General features: G+C 58.8%; 16 protein-coding genes and 1 pseudogene. 8 read left to right on the top strand and 9 right to left on the bottom strand.

Annotated elements, in window-relative coordinates:
- Positions 1–175 precede the first annotated feature (175 nt).
- The 4 genes from F8N80_RS25140 to F8N80_RS25125 all read left to right on the top strand — a co-directional run bounded on the left by F8N80_RS25140 (position 176) and on the right by F8N80_RS25125 (position 3522).
- Entirely contained in the window at positions 176–769 is a 594-nt protein-coding gene (locus F8N80_RS25140; RefSeq protein WP_064680081.1) for an aminodeoxychorismate/anthranilate synthase component II, read from the top strand.
- A gap of 9 nt (positions 770–778) precedes the next feature.
- Complete coding sequence (gene trpD / locus F8N80_RS25135) at positions 779–1828, top strand: anthranilate phosphoribosyltransferase (RefSeq protein WP_150745987.1); 1050 nt, start codon at positions 779–781, stop codon at positions 1826–1828.
- Complete coding sequence (gene trpC / locus F8N80_RS25130) at positions 1825–2661, top strand: indole-3-glycerol phosphate synthase TrpC (protein ID WP_150745986.1); 837 nt, start codon at positions 1825–1827, stop codon at positions 2659–2661. The genes trpD and trpC overlap by 4 nt, the downstream gene beginning before the upstream one ends.
- Positions 2662–2820: 159 nt before the next feature.
- The gene (locus F8N80_RS25125; protein WP_150784930.1) at positions 2821–3522 is read left to right on the top strand and encodes a lipoate--protein ligase family protein; all 702 of its coding nucleotides are present in this window, start codon (positions 2821–2823) and stop codon (positions 3520–3522) included.
- A 24-nt stretch (positions 3523–3546) separates the two neighbouring features.
- On the opposite strand, the gene crp is transcribed toward F8N80_RS25125, so the two are convergent.
- The gene (crp, locus tag F8N80_RS25120; protein ID WP_150745984.1) at positions 3547–4191 is read right to left on the bottom strand and encodes a cAMP-activated global transcriptional regulator CRP; all 645 of its coding nucleotides are present in this window, start codon (positions 4189–4191) and stop codon (positions 3547–3549) included.
- 237 nt (positions 4192–4428) lie between these two features.
- Between crp and F8N80_RS25115 the strand changes: the two genes are divergently transcribed.
- Positions 4429–4851, top strand: coding sequence for an OsmC family protein (locus tag F8N80_RS25115; RefSeq protein ID WP_007941657.1), 423 nt, complete (start codon positions 4429–4431; stop codon positions 4849–4851).
- Between the two features lie 141 nt (positions 4852–4992).
- Here the strand turns inward: F8N80_RS25115 and coq7 are convergent, their stop codons facing one another.
- The 6 genes and pseudogenes from coq7 to hemJ all read right to left on the bottom strand — a co-directional run bounded on the left by coq7 (position 4993) and on the right by hemJ (position 9305).
- On the bottom strand, positions 4993–5640 hold the full coding sequence (coq7, locus tag F8N80_RS25110; protein ID WP_150784929.1) for a 2-polyprenyl-3-methyl-6-methoxy-1,4-benzoquinone monooxygenase: 648 nt from the start codon (positions 5638–5640) through the stop codon (positions 4993–4995).
- A gap of 203 nt (positions 5641–5843) precedes the next feature.
- Positions 5844–6179, bottom strand: a complete 336-nt coding sequence (locus tag F8N80_RS25105; protein ID WP_150784928.1) for a histidine triad nucleotide-binding protein — start codon at positions 6177–6179, stop codon at positions 5844–5846.
- 79 nt (positions 6180–6258) lie between these two features.
- A complete protein-coding gene (locus F8N80_RS25100) occupies positions 6259–7047 on the bottom strand; it encodes an SDR family NAD(P)-dependent oxidoreductase (RefSeq protein WP_150745981.1) in 789 nt (262 codons plus the stop codon).
- Between the two features lie 65 nt (positions 7048–7112).
- Positions 7113–7790, bottom strand: a pseudogene (locus F8N80_RS25095) (DUF805 domain-containing protein); the annotation flags it as partial.
- Between the two features lie 88 nt (positions 7791–7878).
- Entirely contained in the window at positions 7879–8847 is a 969-nt protein-coding gene (locus tag F8N80_RS25090) for an NAD(P)H-dependent flavin oxidoreductase (protein WP_150745980.1), read from the bottom strand.
- A 29-nt stretch (positions 8848–8876) separates the two neighbouring features.
- Positions 8877–9305, bottom strand: coding sequence for a protoporphyrinogen oxidase HemJ (gene hemJ / locus F8N80_RS25085; protein WP_150745979.1), 429 nt, complete (start codon positions 9303–9305; stop codon positions 8877–8879).
- 135 nt (positions 9306–9440) lie between these two features.
- Between hemJ and argC the strand changes: the two genes are divergently transcribed.
- Positions 9441–10475, top strand: a complete 1035-nt coding sequence (gene argC, locus F8N80_RS25080; RefSeq protein ID WP_150784927.1) for an N-acetyl-gamma-glutamyl-phosphate reductase — start codon at positions 9441–9443, stop codon at positions 10473–10475.
- Between the two features lie 168 nt (positions 10476–10643).
- Positions 10644–10994, top strand: a complete 351-nt coding sequence (erpA, locus tag F8N80_RS25075; RefSeq protein ID WP_007947969.1) for an iron-sulfur cluster insertion protein ErpA — start codon at positions 10644–10646, stop codon at positions 10992–10994.
- A 68-nt stretch (positions 10995–11062) separates the two neighbouring features.
- Here erpA and F8N80_RS25070 read toward each other — a convergent pair whose 3' ends face one another.
- Positions 11063–12154: an anhydro-N-acetylmuramic acid kinase gene (locus F8N80_RS25070; protein ID WP_150784926.1), complete on the bottom strand. Its 1092-nt coding sequence runs from the start codon at positions 12152–12154 to the stop codon at positions 11063–11065.
- A 3-nt stretch (positions 12155–12157) separates the two neighbouring features.
- The gene (locus F8N80_RS25065) at positions 12158–13609 is read right to left on the bottom strand and encodes a peptidoglycan DD-metalloendopeptidase family protein (RefSeq protein WP_150784925.1); all 1452 of its coding nucleotides are present in this window, start codon (positions 13607–13609) and stop codon (positions 12158–12160) included.
- Between the two features lie 213 nt (positions 13610–13822).
- Between F8N80_RS25065 and tyrS the strand changes: the two genes are divergently transcribed.
- Positions 13823–15022, top strand: a complete 1200-nt coding sequence (gene tyrS, locus F8N80_RS25055) for a tyrosine--tRNA ligase (RefSeq protein WP_150745975.1) — start codon at positions 13823–13825, stop codon at positions 15020–15022.
- Positions 15023–15507 lie beyond the last annotated feature (485 nt).

Below are 15507 nucleotides of genomic sequence, written 5' to 3'. Positions count from 1 at the left end.
TGGCGCGCCTGAATCCTTCTGCCGGCCCGGCCGGATCTTTACCGCTTTGCCTTCTTTACCCGCAAGACAAACCGCTTTGCTGCGCGATTCCAGCGACTGACAAAGCGCAGGACGCTGCGGGTAAATCCTTCGAAGGCTGAATTAAAGTCAGTGAATTCAAGAGGTTCTTAACGCCATGTTGCTGATGATCGATAACTACGACTCTTTTACCTACAACGTTGTGCAGTACCTTGGAGAGCTCGGCTCCCAGGTCAAAGTCGTGCGCAACGATGAGCTCACCATCGCCCAGATCGAAGCCCTCAACCCGGAGCGGATCGTCGTCTCCCCCGGTCCTTGCACCCCGACTGAAGCCGGTATCTCGATCGAAGCGATCAAGCATTTCGCCGGCAAACTGCCGATTCTCGGTGTCTGCCTGGGCCACCAGTCTATTGGCCAGGCCTTTGGCGGCGACGTGGTCCGCGCCCGTCACGTCATGCACGGCAAGACCAGTCCGGTGTTCCACGAGGACAAGGGCGTTTTCGAAGGCTTGAATCATCCGCTGACGGTCACCCGCTATCACTCGCTGATCGTCAAGCGCGAAACCCTGCCGGACTGCCTGGAGCTGACTGCCTGGACCCAGCTTGAAGACGGCTCGGTGGACGAGATCATGGGCCTGCGCCATAAGACATTGAACATCGAAGGCGTGCAGTTCCACCCTGAGTCTATCCTGACCGAACAGGGTCACGAGCTGCTCGCCAACTTCCTCAAACAAACCGGCGGCACGCGCTAAGGACTTTTAATGAATATCAAGACAGCCCTGAGCCGTATCGTCGACCAGCTCGACCTCAGCACCGACGAAATGCGCGATGTGATGCGCGAAATCATGACCGGGCAGTGCACCGACGCACAGATTGGCGCGTTCATGATGGCCATGCGCATGAAGAGCGAGAGCATCGATGAGATCGTGGGGGCGGTGTCGGTCATGCGCGAGCTGGCGGACAAAGTCGAACTCAAGACCCTCGACGGCGTCGTCGATGTCGTCGGCACCGGCGGTGACGGTGCGAACATCTTCAACGTTTCCACCGCTTCTTCGTTTGTCGTCGCAGCAGCCGGTTGCACAGTCGCCAAGCACGGTAACCGTGCGGTCTCGGGCAAAAGCGGCAGTGCCGACCTGTTGGAAGCCGCAGGGATCTACCTGAACCTGACGCCGGTGCAAGTGGCACGCTGCATCGATAACGTCGGCATCGGTTTCATGTTTGCCCAGACCCATCACAGTGCCATGAAGTACGCCGCCGGCCCGCGCCGGGAGCTGGGCCTGCGGACCTTGTTCAACATGCTCGGCCCGCTGACGAATCCGGCCGGCGTGAAACATCAGGTGGTGGGTGTGTTCAATCAGGCGTTGTGCCGGCCATTGGCCGAGGTTTTGCAGCGTCTGGGCAGCAAGCATGTGCTGGTGGTGCATTCCCAGGACGGTCTGGACGAGTTCAGCCTGGCGGCACCCACCTATGTGGCTGATCTGAAAAACGACGAAATAACAGAATACTGGGTGCAGCCGGAAGACCTCGGTATAAAGAGCCAGAGCTTGTATGGCCTGGTGGTTGAAAGTCCGGCCCAGTCACTTGAACTGATTCGCGATGCCTTGGGCAAGCGCAAGACCGAAAACGGTCAGAAAGCCGCCGAGATGATCGTGCTCAATGCCGGTGCCGCGTTGTATGCCGCCGACCTGGCCAGCACTTTAAAAGAGGGCGTTGCCCTGGCGCACGATGCGCTGCACACCGGTCTCGCTCGGGAAAAACTTGAGGAGTTGGGTGCGTTTACCGCGGTATTCAAGGTGGAGAATGAGGGATGAGTGTGCCGACGGTTCTGGAAAAAATTCTGGCTCGCAAAGTCGAAGAAGTCGCCGAGCGCAGTGCTCGTGTGAGTCTCGCCGAGCTGGAAAGTCTGGCCAAGGTGGCCGATGCACCACGCGGTTTTGCCAAGGCATTGATCGATCAGGCCAAGCTCAAGCAGCCTGCAGTCATTGCTGAAATCAAGAAAGCCTCGCCGAGCAAAGGCGTGATCCGCGAGAACTTCATTCCCGCCGACATCGCCAGCAGCTACGAGAGGGGCGGGGCGACCTGCCTCTCGGTGCTCACCGATATCGATTATTTCCAAGGTGCCGATGCCTATCTGCAGCAGGCGCGTGCGGCGTGCAAACTGCCGGTGATCCGCAAGGACTTCATGATCGATCCCTACCAGATCGTCGAAGCCCGTGCCCTGGGCGCCGACTGCGTGCTGTTGATCGTCTCCGCTTTGGATGATGTGAAAATGGCCGAGCTGGCGGCCGTGGCCAAAAGCGTCGGTCTTGATGTGTTGGTGGAAGTCCACGATGGCGATGAGCTGGAACGGGCGTTGAAAACACTCGACACTCCGCTGGTCGGCGTCAACAACCGCAACCTGCACACCTTCGACGTCAATCTGGAGACCACGCTTGATCTGTTGCCGCGTATCCCGCGTGATCGATTGGTGATTACCGAGAGCGGCATTCTCAATCGAGCCGATGTCGAACTGATGGAAATCAGCGACGTGTATGCGTTCCTGGTCGGTGAGGCGTTCATGCGCGCCGAAAATCCGGGTACCGAGTTGCAGCGTCTGTTTTTCCCTGAGCGCGGCGTTCCCGTCAGCGGTTCGACGCTCGACTAAACCCCGCTTCGCGAGCAGGTCGAATCGTCGCACCGTCGCTCCCACAGGATCTGATGCATTACTCAAAGTATGTGCTCAGACCCGATCAAATGTGGGAGCGAGCTTGCTCGCGAAGGCGGCATCGGAAGCACCATAGACTTCATGTCCTGCGGATCCCTTATGACCTCACCCACTTCACTGACCGTCGAAGCCGGCCTCCTGGCTGAACAGGACCTGCTGGCCTCCGTCTGCACCGGCGATTCAGAGTGCGGCCTGCTGTTCTGGCAGCCAAGCGACAAGGCGCTGGTCATGCCGCGACGGTTGAATCGCTTGCCTGGGTTCGAGGCCGCGTGCGAGGTGTCTGCGGCAGCCGGCTGGCCGGTGCTGCTGCGTGAAACCGGCGGTGAGCCGGTGCCGCAATCGGCATCGACGATCAACATCGCGCTGGTCTACGCACCACCGCGTAGCGAGGGCGATCAGAATCGGATCGAAACCGCCTACCGACGACTCTGCGACCCGATCTGTCAGCTACTCGATGAGCTGGGCGGTGTTTCATCCCTGGGTGAAGTCGAAGGCGCGTTCTGCGATGGCCGCTTCAACGTTAACCTCGATGGTCGCAAGATGGTCGGCACCGCTCAGCGCTGGCGCCAGAGCAAAGGCGGTTCGCGTCCGGTAGGGTTGGTACACGGTGCATTGTTACTGGATAACGAGCGCGACTCGATGGTCGCAGCGGTCAACCGCTTCAATGAAGCCTGTGGTCTTGAACAGCGGGTTCGTGCCGAAAGCCACATCGCTCTGCATGAAAAATTCGCCGCGCCTGATGCACTGGGGCGGCTCGACGCGCTTTATCGCCAATTGCTGGCAGAAATGCTCGGGGTTTGAGTTGTCGAGCTCTGGTGTTCGAGCTTAGCGCGTACCGAAGACCACCATGGTCTTACCTTTGACGTCCACCAGGTTGCGCTCTTCCAGATCCTTGAGCACGCGACCGACCATCTCACGGGAACACCCTACAATCCGCCCGATTTCCTGACGGGTCACCTTGATCTGCATTCCGTCGGGGTGGGTCATGGCGTCAGGTTGTTTGCACAGTTCCAGCAGGCAGCGTGCAACTCGGCCGGTCACATCGAAAAATGCCAGGTCACCCACCTTGCGGGTGGTGTTGCGCAGACGTTGTGCGATTTGTCCGCTGAGTGCGTAAAGAATGTCCGGATCCTGCAGGGACAATTCGCGAAATTTTGCATAGCTGATTTCCGCGACTTCACATTCGATCTTGGCGCGCACCCAGGCGCTGCGTTCCTGTTCCAGGCCGGCCTGTTCAAACAGACCCAGCTCACCGAAGAAGTCCCCGGAGTTCAGGTAGGCGATGATCATTTCGCGACCATCGTCGTCTTCGATCAGGATAGTGACTGAGCCTTTGATGATGAAAAACAATGTGTCCGATCGGTCCCCGGCGCAAATGATATGGGTCTTGGCCTGATAGCGACGGCGCTGGCAATGCATCAACAGTTTGTCGAGGTTTTTGATTTTAAGCGTGGGCGCAATAGCAACCATGTTGTATCCCGGAAAGACTGCACGGTGTGTTTGGTGTTTTTGTAGGGGCTGGCGAACTTTGTTGTTCGCAACGAGGCTGGCTATGCGCTAGCTAATTGGCGCCAGCTTAACAGACACTTCTTGCAATATTCGAGCATTTGCCTATGGCGCGAGTGGTTATGGCCCAGGAAGTGAGCGCTGTCAATCAAGGGCCCGTGCTAAGCTGGCGACCCTTTTTTATACAGTGGAGTCTTGGCGATGAAGGCACGCATCCAATGGGCTGGCGAAGCCATGTTCCTCGGCGAATCCGGCAGCGGTCATGTCGTGGTCATGGACGGTCCGCCCGATGCCGGCGGTCGCAACCTGGGTGTCCGGCCGATGGAAATGCTCCTGCTGGGTGTTGGCGGTTGCAGTAATTTTGACGTGGTCAGCATCCTCAAGAAGTCCCGCCAGGCCGTCGAAAGCTGCGAAGCTTTTCTTGAAGCGGAACGCGCGACGGAGGACCCGAAAGTGTTCACCAAGATCCACATGCACTTTGTGGTCAAGGGTCGTGGGTTGAAAGAAGCCCAGGTCAAACGCGCCATCGAGCTGTCTGCGGAGAAATATTGTTCCGCGTCGATCATGCTCGGCGCGGCAGGTGTTGCGATCACCCACGACTACGAGATCATCGAGCTCGGTTGAATTGAGTTGAGATTCCGGGACAAAAAAAGGCGACTTCCTCAAGGTAGTCGCCTTTTTTATAGCTGGCGCAGAGCCATTGCGGGAGCGACGGTGCGGTGATCCGAACTGCTCGCGATGAGGCCCTTCAGAATGACGTCGCTGTCAGATCCGGTAAGTGCTTTTGGTCATCACCTTGGCCATCAGGCTCATGCCGAACTTCACCGGCGCCGGAAAACGGAAGCCACCAGCATCCAGTGCGCTTTCGGCATGCTTCTCTTCATCGAGGCGCATCTGCTCCAGAATTGCCCGGGACTTTTCGTCCTCGGCCGGCAGCTGCTCCAGGTGTTCATTCAAGTGCTTGCAGACTTGATGCTCGGTAGCCGCAACGAAACCCAGGCTGACTTTGTCGCTGATCAACCCGGCCACCGCGCCAATCCCGAACGACATGCCGTAAAACAGTGGATTGAGAATGCTGGTGTGGCTACCCAACTGATGGATGCGTTGCTCGCACCAGACCAGGTGGTCGATTTCTTCTTCGGCGGCGTGTTCCATGGCGGCCCGCACTTGCGGCAGTTTGGCGGTCAGGGCTTGCCCCTGATACAACGCCTGGGCACAGACTTCGCCGGTATGGTTGATGCGCATCAGGCCGGCGACGTGCCGGGAGTCTTCGTCGCTCATTTTCGCTTCCGGTTGCACGATGGCGGGCGACGGACGGTACGGTTGGCCGCTGGAGGGCAGCAGGGTACGCATCGCGGCATCGGCTTGCAGCAGAAGACGGTCAATCGGCGAGTAGTGACGTTGGGTAGTCATGCTGACCTCCGGAAGGAATCTCGGCGGGCAGTTTAACCCAATCGGCCGGTGAAGGTTTGTGCTGGGTCATGTGGATGGCACCGCGACCTGTAGGAGCGAGCGGTGCGGCGATCCGACTTGCCCGCGAACAACGCACCTCGGTATGTCAGATAGATCGCGGCGTTCCCGTTCGCGGGCAAGCCTCGCTCTTACGGGGGGGCGGATCAGCCCGGCGGCCAATGCATCTGGCGCTGACCCAGTACATGCATATGAATGTGATAGACCGTCTGCCCACCCAGTGGATTGCAGTTCATGACCACGCGGAAACCTTCTTCGCAGCCCAGTTCCAATGCCAAACGCTGGGCCGTGAACAGAATGTGCCCGGCCAATGCCTTGTCGTCTTCGGAGAGGTCGTTAAGGGTGCTCACATGTTTTTTCGGGATCACCAGAAAATGCACGGGTGCCTGTGGGGCGTTGTCGTGGAAGGCCAGTATCTGGTCGTCCTCGTAAATGATCTTCGCCGGGATCTCCCCGTTAATAATCTTGCAGAAAACATCCATAGTTGTTTCTCCGTCGTCTGGACTGGCCTGAGTGTACTCATGGGAGATGCACCAGCCCAGTGTTTTACCGTAGGACCATTCAGCGCGGGCAGTAGGCCTTGTTGACCATGCCGGCGATTGTCCGGGTCAGCCAGCGTGAACCAAGGCGCGGCAGGAAGGCGTGCCAGCGGTTGCGTCGGCCGGGAATGATGATGGCGCGATTTTTCTCCAGGGCGCGCACCGTGTAGAGCGCAACTTCCTCGGGGCTCATCAGCAGTTTGCTGTCGGCCAGTTTGTCGGCGTTCAGTTGCGCGGTGCGGAAAAATGCTGTGCGAGTCGGGCCAGGACAGAGCACCGAAACCTTGATCGCACACTTCTTCAACTCGACGCGCAACCCTTCGGAAAAGTGCAGTACATAGGCTTTGCTGGCGTAATAAGTGCTCATCCACGGGCCCGGCTGGAATGCTGCGACCGAGGCGACGTTCAGAATCTGCCCGCCACCCTGCAAGGCCATGCTGTTGCCGACGGCATGACACAGGCGGGTGAGGGCGAGGATGTTCACTTCGATCAGATCCTGCTCGGTCATCCAGTCCTGGGCGAGGAAAGGACCACAGGTACCCATGCCGGCGCAGTTGACCAACAGATCGATCTGACGATCACCTTCCTCCAGTTCCAGCAGAAACCCGGACAGACGCAACGGTTCGCCCAGGTCACAGGCCCGGAATAACACTTCCACGCCAAAACGTTGAGTCAGTTCAATCGCAATGCTTTCCAGCTGATCACGCTGTCGGGCCACCAAAATCAGGCTGCGGCCGCGCCGGGCCAGCGCTTCGGCCATCGCCAGGCCGATGCCGCTGGAAGCGCCAGTGATCAGAGCGTAACGGGTCATGCAGTTCTCCATCGCAACAGCTCCGCGCCGGCGACGCAGGTGTCACGGGCGGGAAGCGCTGTCCATTCTTTCGCAGAGTCTACAGGGGGCCGGGCTTCTTCGGCTGCATCGGCAGCTGAATTTGGCGCAGGCTCTGCTTCCACAGCGGTTTGATCTTCGATCTCTTCGGTGGTGACCGAGTCACTTTCGTAGCGGCTCTCGGCGGCGCTTTCGTATTCGCTATGGATCGCAGTGAGTCCCCCGGTCAGCCCGCCGATCAACAGGATAGCGACAATCACCAGCCATAGCGCAGACAGGACTTTGACCGCTGTGCTGTTGGGCGGTGGTGGCGCACCGTATCGATTGGCGGTGTTGTTGCCCGGCATAATCATTATCACGAACGGAAAGAAGCTGCCCACGAACGGCACGAGCGTCAGCAGCCAGAGCCAGCCGGACCAGCCGATATCATGCAGACGCTGGACGCTGAACTGGATGCTGACGAACCCGAGCACCACGATGAGAGTAAAGGCCAACAGGCCCCCGAGAATCAGGCCGGCGCTGGAGTCCGTGCTGATCAGGGCGAGGCCGAAAACCCCCAGCATGGCGCCGATGCCAAGCGTCACCAGCATCAGGACCATCGTCCAGGCCAGATAGCGCAAGCGACCGATACGGCCTTCGAAACTGAACGCCTTGAGCGAGGCGAACTTCGGCAGCGCTTCGCCGACAGCTGCGCGCGGCGGTGCGTAGGGGTCTGTGTTTTCGCTCATTGCGAGGCATCCTTGTCGCGAAAAATTTGAACGGAGTGTTGCGCGACCGAAGTGTAAGGCCAGCCGAGAGCGACTGGCCGTCCTGTCAGCGCGGCCAGCGCTCACGCAGCTGTGCCGCACGTTCCAGGGCCTTGCGGTATTCATCGTCCAGACGTGCAACCAATTGATCGACGCTCGGCAGGTCATCGATTTCGCCGACGCCCTGACCCGCGGACCATACGGTTTTCCAGGCTTTGGCTTCATCGCTCAACGGCTTGAGCTTGGAGCCGAAGTTGACCTCACCCTTGCCTTGCAATGCCGTCATGTCGAAACCGGCGGCCTCCAGGCTTTGACGCATGAAGCTCGCCGGTACGCCCGACACTGCTGGCGTATGGACGATGTCCGCGGCTCTGGAAGTCAGCAACATCTGCTTGTAGGCGTCAGGTGCATGACTTTCGGTAGTGCCGATGAATCGCGTACCGAAGTAGGCCAGGTCCGCGCCGAGCAATTGCGCGGCAAGAATCTCGTGACCGTGGTTCAGGCAACCGGCCAGCAGCAAGGTTCTGTCGAAGAACTGGCGGATCTCGGCAATCAGCGAAAACGGGCTCCAGGTGCCGGCGTGTCCACCGGCACCCGCAGCCACGGCGATCAAGCCGTCTACACCGGCCTCGGCCGCTTTCTCGGCATGACGACGGGTCGTCACGTCGTGGAACACCAGGCCGCCATAGCCGTGGACGGCATCGACCAGTTCCTTCACGGCACCAAGGCTGGTAATCACGATCGGCACTTTGTGCTCGATGCAGATCTCCAGGTCCGCTTGCAGGCGCGGGTTACTGTTGTGGACGATCAGATTCACCGCATAAGGCGCAGGGTTGTCCAGTGTCGCCAGCCCTGCTTCGATTTCTTCCAGCCAGGCCTTGAAGCCACTGCTCTCGCGTTGATTCAGCGCGGGAAAGCTGCCCACCACACCATTTCGGCAGCAAGCAAGCACCAGTTGCGGGTTGGATATCAGGAACATCGGCGCTGCCACCACGGGCAGGCGCAAACGTTGTTCGAGCAAAGCGGGCAGCGACATTGGAAGTACCCCGGTGAGTTGTGCCTGAATCAGAAGGGCCGAACGACGACCAGAATTACGATAGCCAGCAATATCAGCACCGGCACTTCATTGAACCAGCGATAGAAGACATGGCTGCGGGTGTTTTCGCCACGGGCAAAACGTTTCACCTGGGCGCCGCACATGTGGTGGTAGCCGATCAGGATCACCACCAGGGTCAACTTCGCGTGAATCCAGGCACCCTGACTGAATATCCCGGGGTTCAAGCCGATCAGCGCGATGCCGAAAATCAGCGTGGCGATCATCGCCGGTCCCATGATGCCGCGGTACAGCTTGCGCTCCATGATACTGAAGCGTTCCTTACTGACGGTGTCTTCGCTTTGGGCGTGATAGACAAACAGGCGCGGCAGGTAGAACAGGCCGGCAAACCAGCAGACCATGCTGACGATGTGAAGCGCTTTGAGCCACAGATAAAGCATTTTCAGTTATTCCCAGGTTCACGGTAGCCCGAATAGTAGAGGCTTGAGGCTCCGCACGTCACCTTGGCGGTTGTCGCAGGACGATACGGGCCCTATTATCGACGGCTTTCCACTGGGTTCGTTGAGGGCAGGTTTATGGTCAAGGTCGGTATCGTCGGCGGAACGGGTTACACCGGTGTCGAACTGCTGCGTCTGTTGGCGCAGCATCCGCAAGCTGAAGTGGCAGTGATCACTTCCCGATCCGAGGCCGGTCTGGCCGTGGCTGATATGTACCCGAACCTGCGCGGTCATTACGATGGCCTGGCGTTCAGCGTTCCGGACATCAAGACCCTGGGCGCCTGCGACGTGGTGTTCTTCGCCACGCCTCACGGTGTGGCCCATGCGCTGGCCGGCGACTTGCTGGCGGCCGGGACCAAGGTCATCGACCTGTCGGCCGACTTCCGACTGCAAGACGCCGATGAATGGGCCAAGTGGTACGGTCAGCCGCACGGTGCGCCGCAATTGCTGGAGGAGGCGGTCTATGGCTTGCCGGAGGTCAATCGCGAGCAGATCAAACAGGCTCGCCTGATCGCCGTACCAGGTTGCTACCCGACGGCCACGCAATTGGGTTTCCTGCCGTTGCTCGAAGCCGGTCTGGCCGATACCACTCGCTTGATCGCAGACTGCAAATCCGGGGTCAGCGGTGCCGGCCGTGGCGCCTCCGTAGGTTCGCTGTATTCCGAAACCTCGGAAAGCATGAAGGCCTACGCCGTCAAGGGACACCGTCACTTGCCGGAAATCCGCCAGGGTCTGCGGCGTGCAGCGGGCAAGGACGTCGGTCTGACCTTCGTCCCGCACCTGACGCCAATGATTCGTGGCATTCACTCGACGCTCTACGCCACCGTCGTGGATCGCTCGGTGGATTTGCAGGCGCTGTTTGAAAAGCGTTACGCCAACGAGCCGTTCGTCGATGTGATGCCGGCGGGCAGTCATCCGGAAACCCGTAGCGTGCGCGGTGCCAACGTTTGCCGGATCGCCGTGCATCGTCCACAGGACGGTGATCTGGTGGTCGTGCTTTCGGTGATCGACAACTTGGTCAAAGGCGCGTCGGGTCAGGCGGTGCAGAACCTGAACATTCTGTTCGGACTGGATGAACGCCTGGGCCTGTCCCACGCCGGCATGCTGCCGTAAATCTGCATTGCGCTCGACAAAAAGGCCCGTCTGACGGGCCTTTTCGCATTCCGGACGGGCGATGGGTTCGATTGATATACCGTAACAATAGTTGACCGATTTTCTGGGAGAAGTGGATAATGCACGTCATCACGCATTATGGCGGCGTAACGCCGGGAGATAGTCAGCATGAGCGTCGAATCCTTCACCCCCACGGCTTTGCAATTCACCCACGGTGCCGCGCACAAGGTGAAGAGCCTGGTCGATGAAGAGGGGAATGATCGCTTGAAGCTGCGCGTATTCGTTACGGGCGGCGGTTGTTCAGGTTTTCAGTACGGTTTCACCTTCGATGAGGAAGTGGCCGATGACGACACCATCGTCGAGCGCGAGGGTGTGAGTCTGGTCGTCGATCCGATGAGCTTCCAGTACCTGGCAGGTGCCGAGGTGGATTATCAGGAAGGTCTGGAAGGTTCGCGTTTCGTCATCAAGAATCCGAACGCCTCCACCACGTGTGGCTGCGGCTCTTCGTTCTCGATCTGATCGCGCAGAGCATCACCAGGCGCCGCATGGCTTCAGGGCCCTGCGGCGTTTTGCTGTCCGCAGATCGGTCAGGCGGGGTAGATGGCGCCCAGTACGCGCAGGCCCCGGGCGCCGGTGACGCTCGGGCGATTGGCCGCAATGCCTTCCAGGCAGCAGTGGGCCAGCCAGGCAAAGGCCATGGCTTCAACCCAGTCCGGATCGACACCGCAAGCCGCGGTGCTGCTGACGTTTGCCTTGGGCAGCAGGCTGGCCAGGCGGCCCATCAATGTGGCGTTGTGTGCACCGCCGCCGCAAACCAGCAATTGCCGGGTATCCGATTGAGCGCTTTGCAATGACTCGACGATAGTCAGCGCGGTCAGCTCGAGCAGTGTGGCCTGCACGTCTTCGGCGGCGAAGGTGGGCAGTTGTGACAAGTGCCGGGTCAGCCACGGCAGGTTGAATACTTCGCGACCGGTGCTTTTCGGGCCTTGGGTCACAAAAAACGGATCGCTGAGCAAGGCCTTCAGCAGGACAGGTTCGACCTTGCCGCTGGCAGCCCATTGGCCGTCACGATCAAAGTGGTCGCCGCGTTGCTGGTGAATCCAGGCATCCAGCAGCACATTCCCGGGACCACAGTCGAAACCGGCTACAGGTTTGCCAGGTTCGATCAGGCTCAGATTGCTGAAGCCGCCGACGTTCAACACCGCGCGGTTACCTGCCTGTTCTTCAAACAAAGCTTCGTGAAAGGCCGGAACCAAGGGGGCGCCTTGCCCGCCAGCCGCGACGTCGCGACTGCGGAAGTCGCTGACGACGGTGATGCCGGTCAGCTCGGTCAGCAGGGCAGGGTTGCCGATCTGCACCGTAAACCCGCGCGACGGTTCATGGCGAATGGTCTGGCCGTGGCTGCCAATCGCGCGAATGTCTGCAGGTTTCAGGTGTTGTTGATCAAGGAGGGCGTGAATGCCCTGCGCGGCCAGCTTCACCCAGTTCTGCTGGGCGATGGCGGAGCGGGCGATCTCGTCCGGGCCACTGGCGCACAAGCCAAGCAGCTCGGTGCGCAGGGAGTCAGGCATCGGGATGTAATGCGTGGCGATCAGCCTGATCGTCGAGGTTTGCTCGATCAGCGCAACGTCCAGTCCATCAAGGCTGGTCCCGGACATCACACCTATATAGAGCGTCATGACTTAGCGCTTCGAAGCCAGCAGGGTGGCTTTCTCTTGATCCATGCGCGCCATCAATGGCTGGCTCTGCGCGAGGAAGCGCGCGCGTTCGGCCTTGGAGATCGGATCGGCCATCGCCACCTTCTGGCCCAGCGGGTCAACGTGCACGCCATTGACCTGGAACTCATAGTGCAGGTGCGGGCCGGTGGAAAGCCCCGTGGTACCGATATAACCAATCACCTGGCCCTGCTTGACGCTGCCGCCAGTCTTGACGCCCTTGGCGAAACCTTGCATGTGGCCGTAAAGCGTGCGGTAGGTATTGCCGTGCTGGATGATCACGGTATTGCCGTAGCCGCCGCGGCGACCGGCCAACAGTACCTTGCCGTCGCCGGCAGCCTTGATCGGCGTGCCACGTGGCGCGGCGTAGTCGACACCTTTATGCGCGCGGATCTTGTTCAGGATCGGGTGCTTGCGGCCCATGGAGAATTTCGAGCTGATGCGGGCGAAATCCACCGGGGTGCGGATGAACGCCTTGCGCATGCTGTTGCCATCAGCGGTGTAGTAGCTGCTGTTGCCTTGTTTGTTGGTGTAACGCACGGCGGTGTAGGTCTTGCCGCGGTTGATGAAGCGCGCGGAAAGGATCGGGCCAGTGCCGACTGCTTTTCCATTGACGACTTTCTGCTCGTAGATCACGTCGAACTGGTCACCCGGGCGAATGTCCTGGGCAAAGTCGACGTCATAGCCAAACACACTGGCCATGTCCATGGTCATTCTATGGGACAGACCGGCGCGAGCGGCAGACTGCGATAGCGAACTGTTGATCACGCCGTGAACGTAGGCAGAGCGTACGGTCGGTTTGGCGGTAATGCGGTTGAAGGCATAACCCTTGTCATTCCTGGTCAGGCTGATGGTTTCAAGATCGCTGACCTTGCTGTGCAGGTTTACCAGTTGGCCTTGCGGGTTGAGTTCGAACTCGAGCTTCTGGCCGCGCTTGAGTTGGCCGAACAGCTTGGCTTGTTTGCCACTGGCCAGCACTTCATGCACCGAAGTGGCAGGGAGGCCGACTTTCTCAAACAGAGTGGAGAGCGTGTCGCCCTTGGCGACGACTACTTCCCTGTGGCTGGGAGCCTTCTTTTCTTCGATGACTGGCGCAGGTGCTGGTGCTGGTGCAGGCGCGGGTGCAGGTTCCGACGCAGCCTGAGCGGTTTGCGCGGTATCTTCGGCGCTGTTTTCGATCTGCGCGAAAGGAGACGCTTGCGGCTCGTTTGTGGCCTGGACGGCTTCGGCAGCGTCTTGGTCTTGTGTCAGTTGTTCGGCAGGGCTTTCCAGTTCAAGACTCAGGGTCGTTCTTTTGGCTTCAACATCGCTGGAAGGGAATACCAGAAGCGCCAGGCTCAGGAGCGCGGCGATGCCACTCGCAGCGAGCAGGTGGGTCTTCGGGTAAAGCGGCGGCGCTTTAGACGGTTTTTTGGTCATAGGTAAGGGTTGACTTTGAAAAAGATGAATTGGAAAAGATGAATGACATGATGAAGATGAAATAACTGTATAAAATATAACCAAATCATCTCTGAAGCAAGTCCGCGGACGCTCTGTCGGTGGATTGGCGTCCGTGCGCCGGGCAAAACTTTGTATTTGACGCGCGATCTTGTATGGTTGGTCCCCTTTGAATTCGAGCCTTGCGGGTCTGTTATGAAGTCGGTTGAAGAGCAGCTAGCGCTGATCAAACGTGGTGCGGAAGAACTGTTGGTCGAGGCCGAGCTGGTCGAAAAGCTCAAGCGTGGCCAGCCGCTGCGTATTAAGGCGGGCTTCGATCCGACCGCGCCGGATTTGCACCTGGGCCATACCGTGCTTATTAATAAGCTGCGTCAGTTCCAGGACCTGGGTCACCAGGTGATCTTCCTTATTGGTGACTTCACCGGGATGATCGGTGATCCGAGCGGCAAGAGCGCGACGCGTCCTCCGCTCACCCGCGAGCAGGTTCTCGAAAATGCCGAGACCTACAAGACGCAGGTGTTCAAGATCCTTGATCCGGCCAAGACCGAGGTGGCGTTCAACTCCACCTGGATGGATCAGATGTCGCCGGCTGACTTCATTCGCCTGACTTCGCAGTACACCGTTGCGCGCATGCTCGAGCGCGACGACTTCGACAAGCGCTATACCACCAATCAACCGATTGCCATTCATGAGTTCCTCTATCCGCTGGTTCAGGGGTACGACTCTGTCGCATTGCGCGCGGACGTCGAGCTTGGCGGGACCGACCAGAAGTTCAACTTGCTGATGGGGCGTGAGCTGCAGCGTGGTTATGGCCAGGAGCCTCAGTGCATTCTGACCATGCCGTTGCTCGAAGGTCTGGATGGCGTGAAGAAGATGTCCAAGTCCTTGGGCAACTACGTCGGTATTCAGGAAGCGCCGGGCGTCATGTACAGCAAGCTGGTCTCCATCCCTGATGTGCTGATGTGGCGTTACTTCGAATTGCTCAGCTTCCGCTCCATGGATGAGATCAACGCATTGCGCGCGGATGTCGAGGCGGGTGCCAATCCGCGAGACATCAAGATCAAGCTGGCTGAAGAAATTGTTGCGCGTTTCCATGGCGAGGAGGCTGCGGCCAATGCTCATCGTGGGGCGGGCAACCGTATGAAGGAAGGCGAGCTGCCGGATGATCTGCCGGAGATCGAATTGACGGCGACCGAAGATATGCCGATCGCTGCCGTCCTTAATAAGGCAGGCCTGGTGAAGAACTCTGCCGTGGCGCGTGATCTGCTAGGTTCTGGTGGTGTGCGTATAGATGGTGAGGTGGTCGATCGCACCTTTATATATGCACTGGGTGCGACGCATGTTTGCCAGGCCGGAAAGAAGGCATTTGCGCGTATTACGCTTAAATCCGAATAATGCGGCATTAGGGCTTGACGGCAGATTCTGGAAGCCTATAATTCGCCCCACTTCCGGCGCAGTCGAAACGGAAAACTCCTTGGTAAACAAAGAGTTACGAAGTTTTCGGCGGCGAGTTGCTTCAGTTCATCGAAGCCCAGAAGGAGTTGAAAGAGCGGTGTTGTTTGGCTCTTTTAACGGTTCGATCTTCTCGGTCGAAAGCGGGGTAAAAGAGGTGTTGACAGCAGCGACTAATGCTGTAGAATTCGCCTCCCGCTGACGAGAGATCGGAAGCGCCAAGTGGTTGAAGTTACAAAGGAAACTTTGAAAACTTCTGAAAATAACCGCTTGACAGCAGCAGAGGAAAGCGTAGAATGCACGCCTCGGTTGAGACGAAAGATCTTAACCAACCGCTCTTTAACAACTGAATCAAGCAATTCGTGTGGGTGCTTGTGGAGTCAGACTGATAGTCAACAAGATTATCAGCATCACAAGTTACTCCGCGA

This window comes from Pseudomonas fluorescens (genome assembly GCF_902497995.1).
GTDB lineage: Bacteria > Pseudomonadota > Gammaproteobacteria > Pseudomonadales > Pseudomonadaceae > Aquipseudomonas > Aquipseudomonas fluorescens_BK.
Note: the sequence above shows the minus strand (reverse complement) of the source record. Positions and strands in the feature narration are given on the sequence as shown.

Bases quoted from the DNA above. Each gene is read 5' to 3' on its own strand.
- F8N80_RS25140 (WP_064680081.1), top strand. From the start codon at position 176: ATGTTGCTGATGATCGATAACTACGACTCTTTTACCTACAACGTTGTG.
- trpD (WP_150745987.1), top strand. From the start codon at position 779: ATGAATATCAAGACAGCCCTGAGCCGTATCGTCGACCAGCTCGACCTC.
- trpC (WP_150745986.1), top strand. From the start codon at position 1,825: ATGAGTGTGCCGACGGTTCTGGAAAAAATTCTGGCTCGCAAAGTCGAA.
- F8N80_RS25125 (WP_150784930.1), top strand. From the start codon at position 2,821: ATGACCTCACCCACTTCACTGACCGTCGAAGCCGGCCTCCTGGCTGAA.
- crp (WP_150745984.1), bottom strand. From the start codon at position 4,191: ATGGTTGCTATTGCGCCCACGCTTAAAATCAAAAACCTCGACAAACTG.
- F8N80_RS25115 (WP_007941657.1), top strand. From the start codon at position 4,429: ATGAAGGCACGCATCCAATGGGCTGGCGAAGCCATGTTCCTCGGCGAA.
- coq7 (WP_150784929.1), bottom strand. From the start codon at position 5,640: ATGACTACCCAACGTCACTACTCGCCGATTGACCGTCTTCTGCTGCAA.
- F8N80_RS25105 (WP_150784928.1), bottom strand. From the start codon at position 6,179: ATGGATGTTTTCTGCAAGATTATTAACGGGGAGATCCCGGCGAAGATC.
- F8N80_RS25100 (WP_150745981.1), bottom strand. From the start codon at position 7,047: ATGACCCGTTACGCTCTGATCACTGGCGCTTCCAGCGGCATCGGCCTG.
- F8N80_RS25090 (WP_150745980.1), bottom strand. From the start codon at position 8,847: ATGTCGCTGCCCGCTTTGCTCGAACAACGTTTGCGCCTGCCCGTGGTG.
- hemJ (WP_150745979.1), bottom strand. From the start codon at position 9,305: ATGCTTTATCTGTGGCTCAAAGCGCTTCACATCGTCAGCATGGTCTGC.
- argC (WP_150784927.1), top strand. From the start codon at position 9,441: ATGGTCAAGGTCGGTATCGTCGGCGGAACGGGTTACACCGGTGTCGAA.
- erpA (WP_007947969.1), top strand. From the start codon at position 10,644: ATGAGCGTCGAATCCTTCACCCCCACGGCTTTGCAATTCACCCACGGT.
- F8N80_RS25070 (WP_150784926.1), bottom strand. From the start codon at position 12,154: ATGACGCTCTATATAGGTGTGATGTCCGGGACCAGCCTTGATGGACTG.
- F8N80_RS25065 (WP_150784925.1), bottom strand. From the start codon at position 13,609: ATGACCAAAAAACCGTCTAAAGCGCCGCCGCTTTACCCGAAGACCCAC.
- tyrS (WP_150745975.1), top strand. From the start codon at position 13,823: ATGAAGTCGGTTGAAGAGCAGCTAGCGCTGATCAAACGTGGTGCGGAA.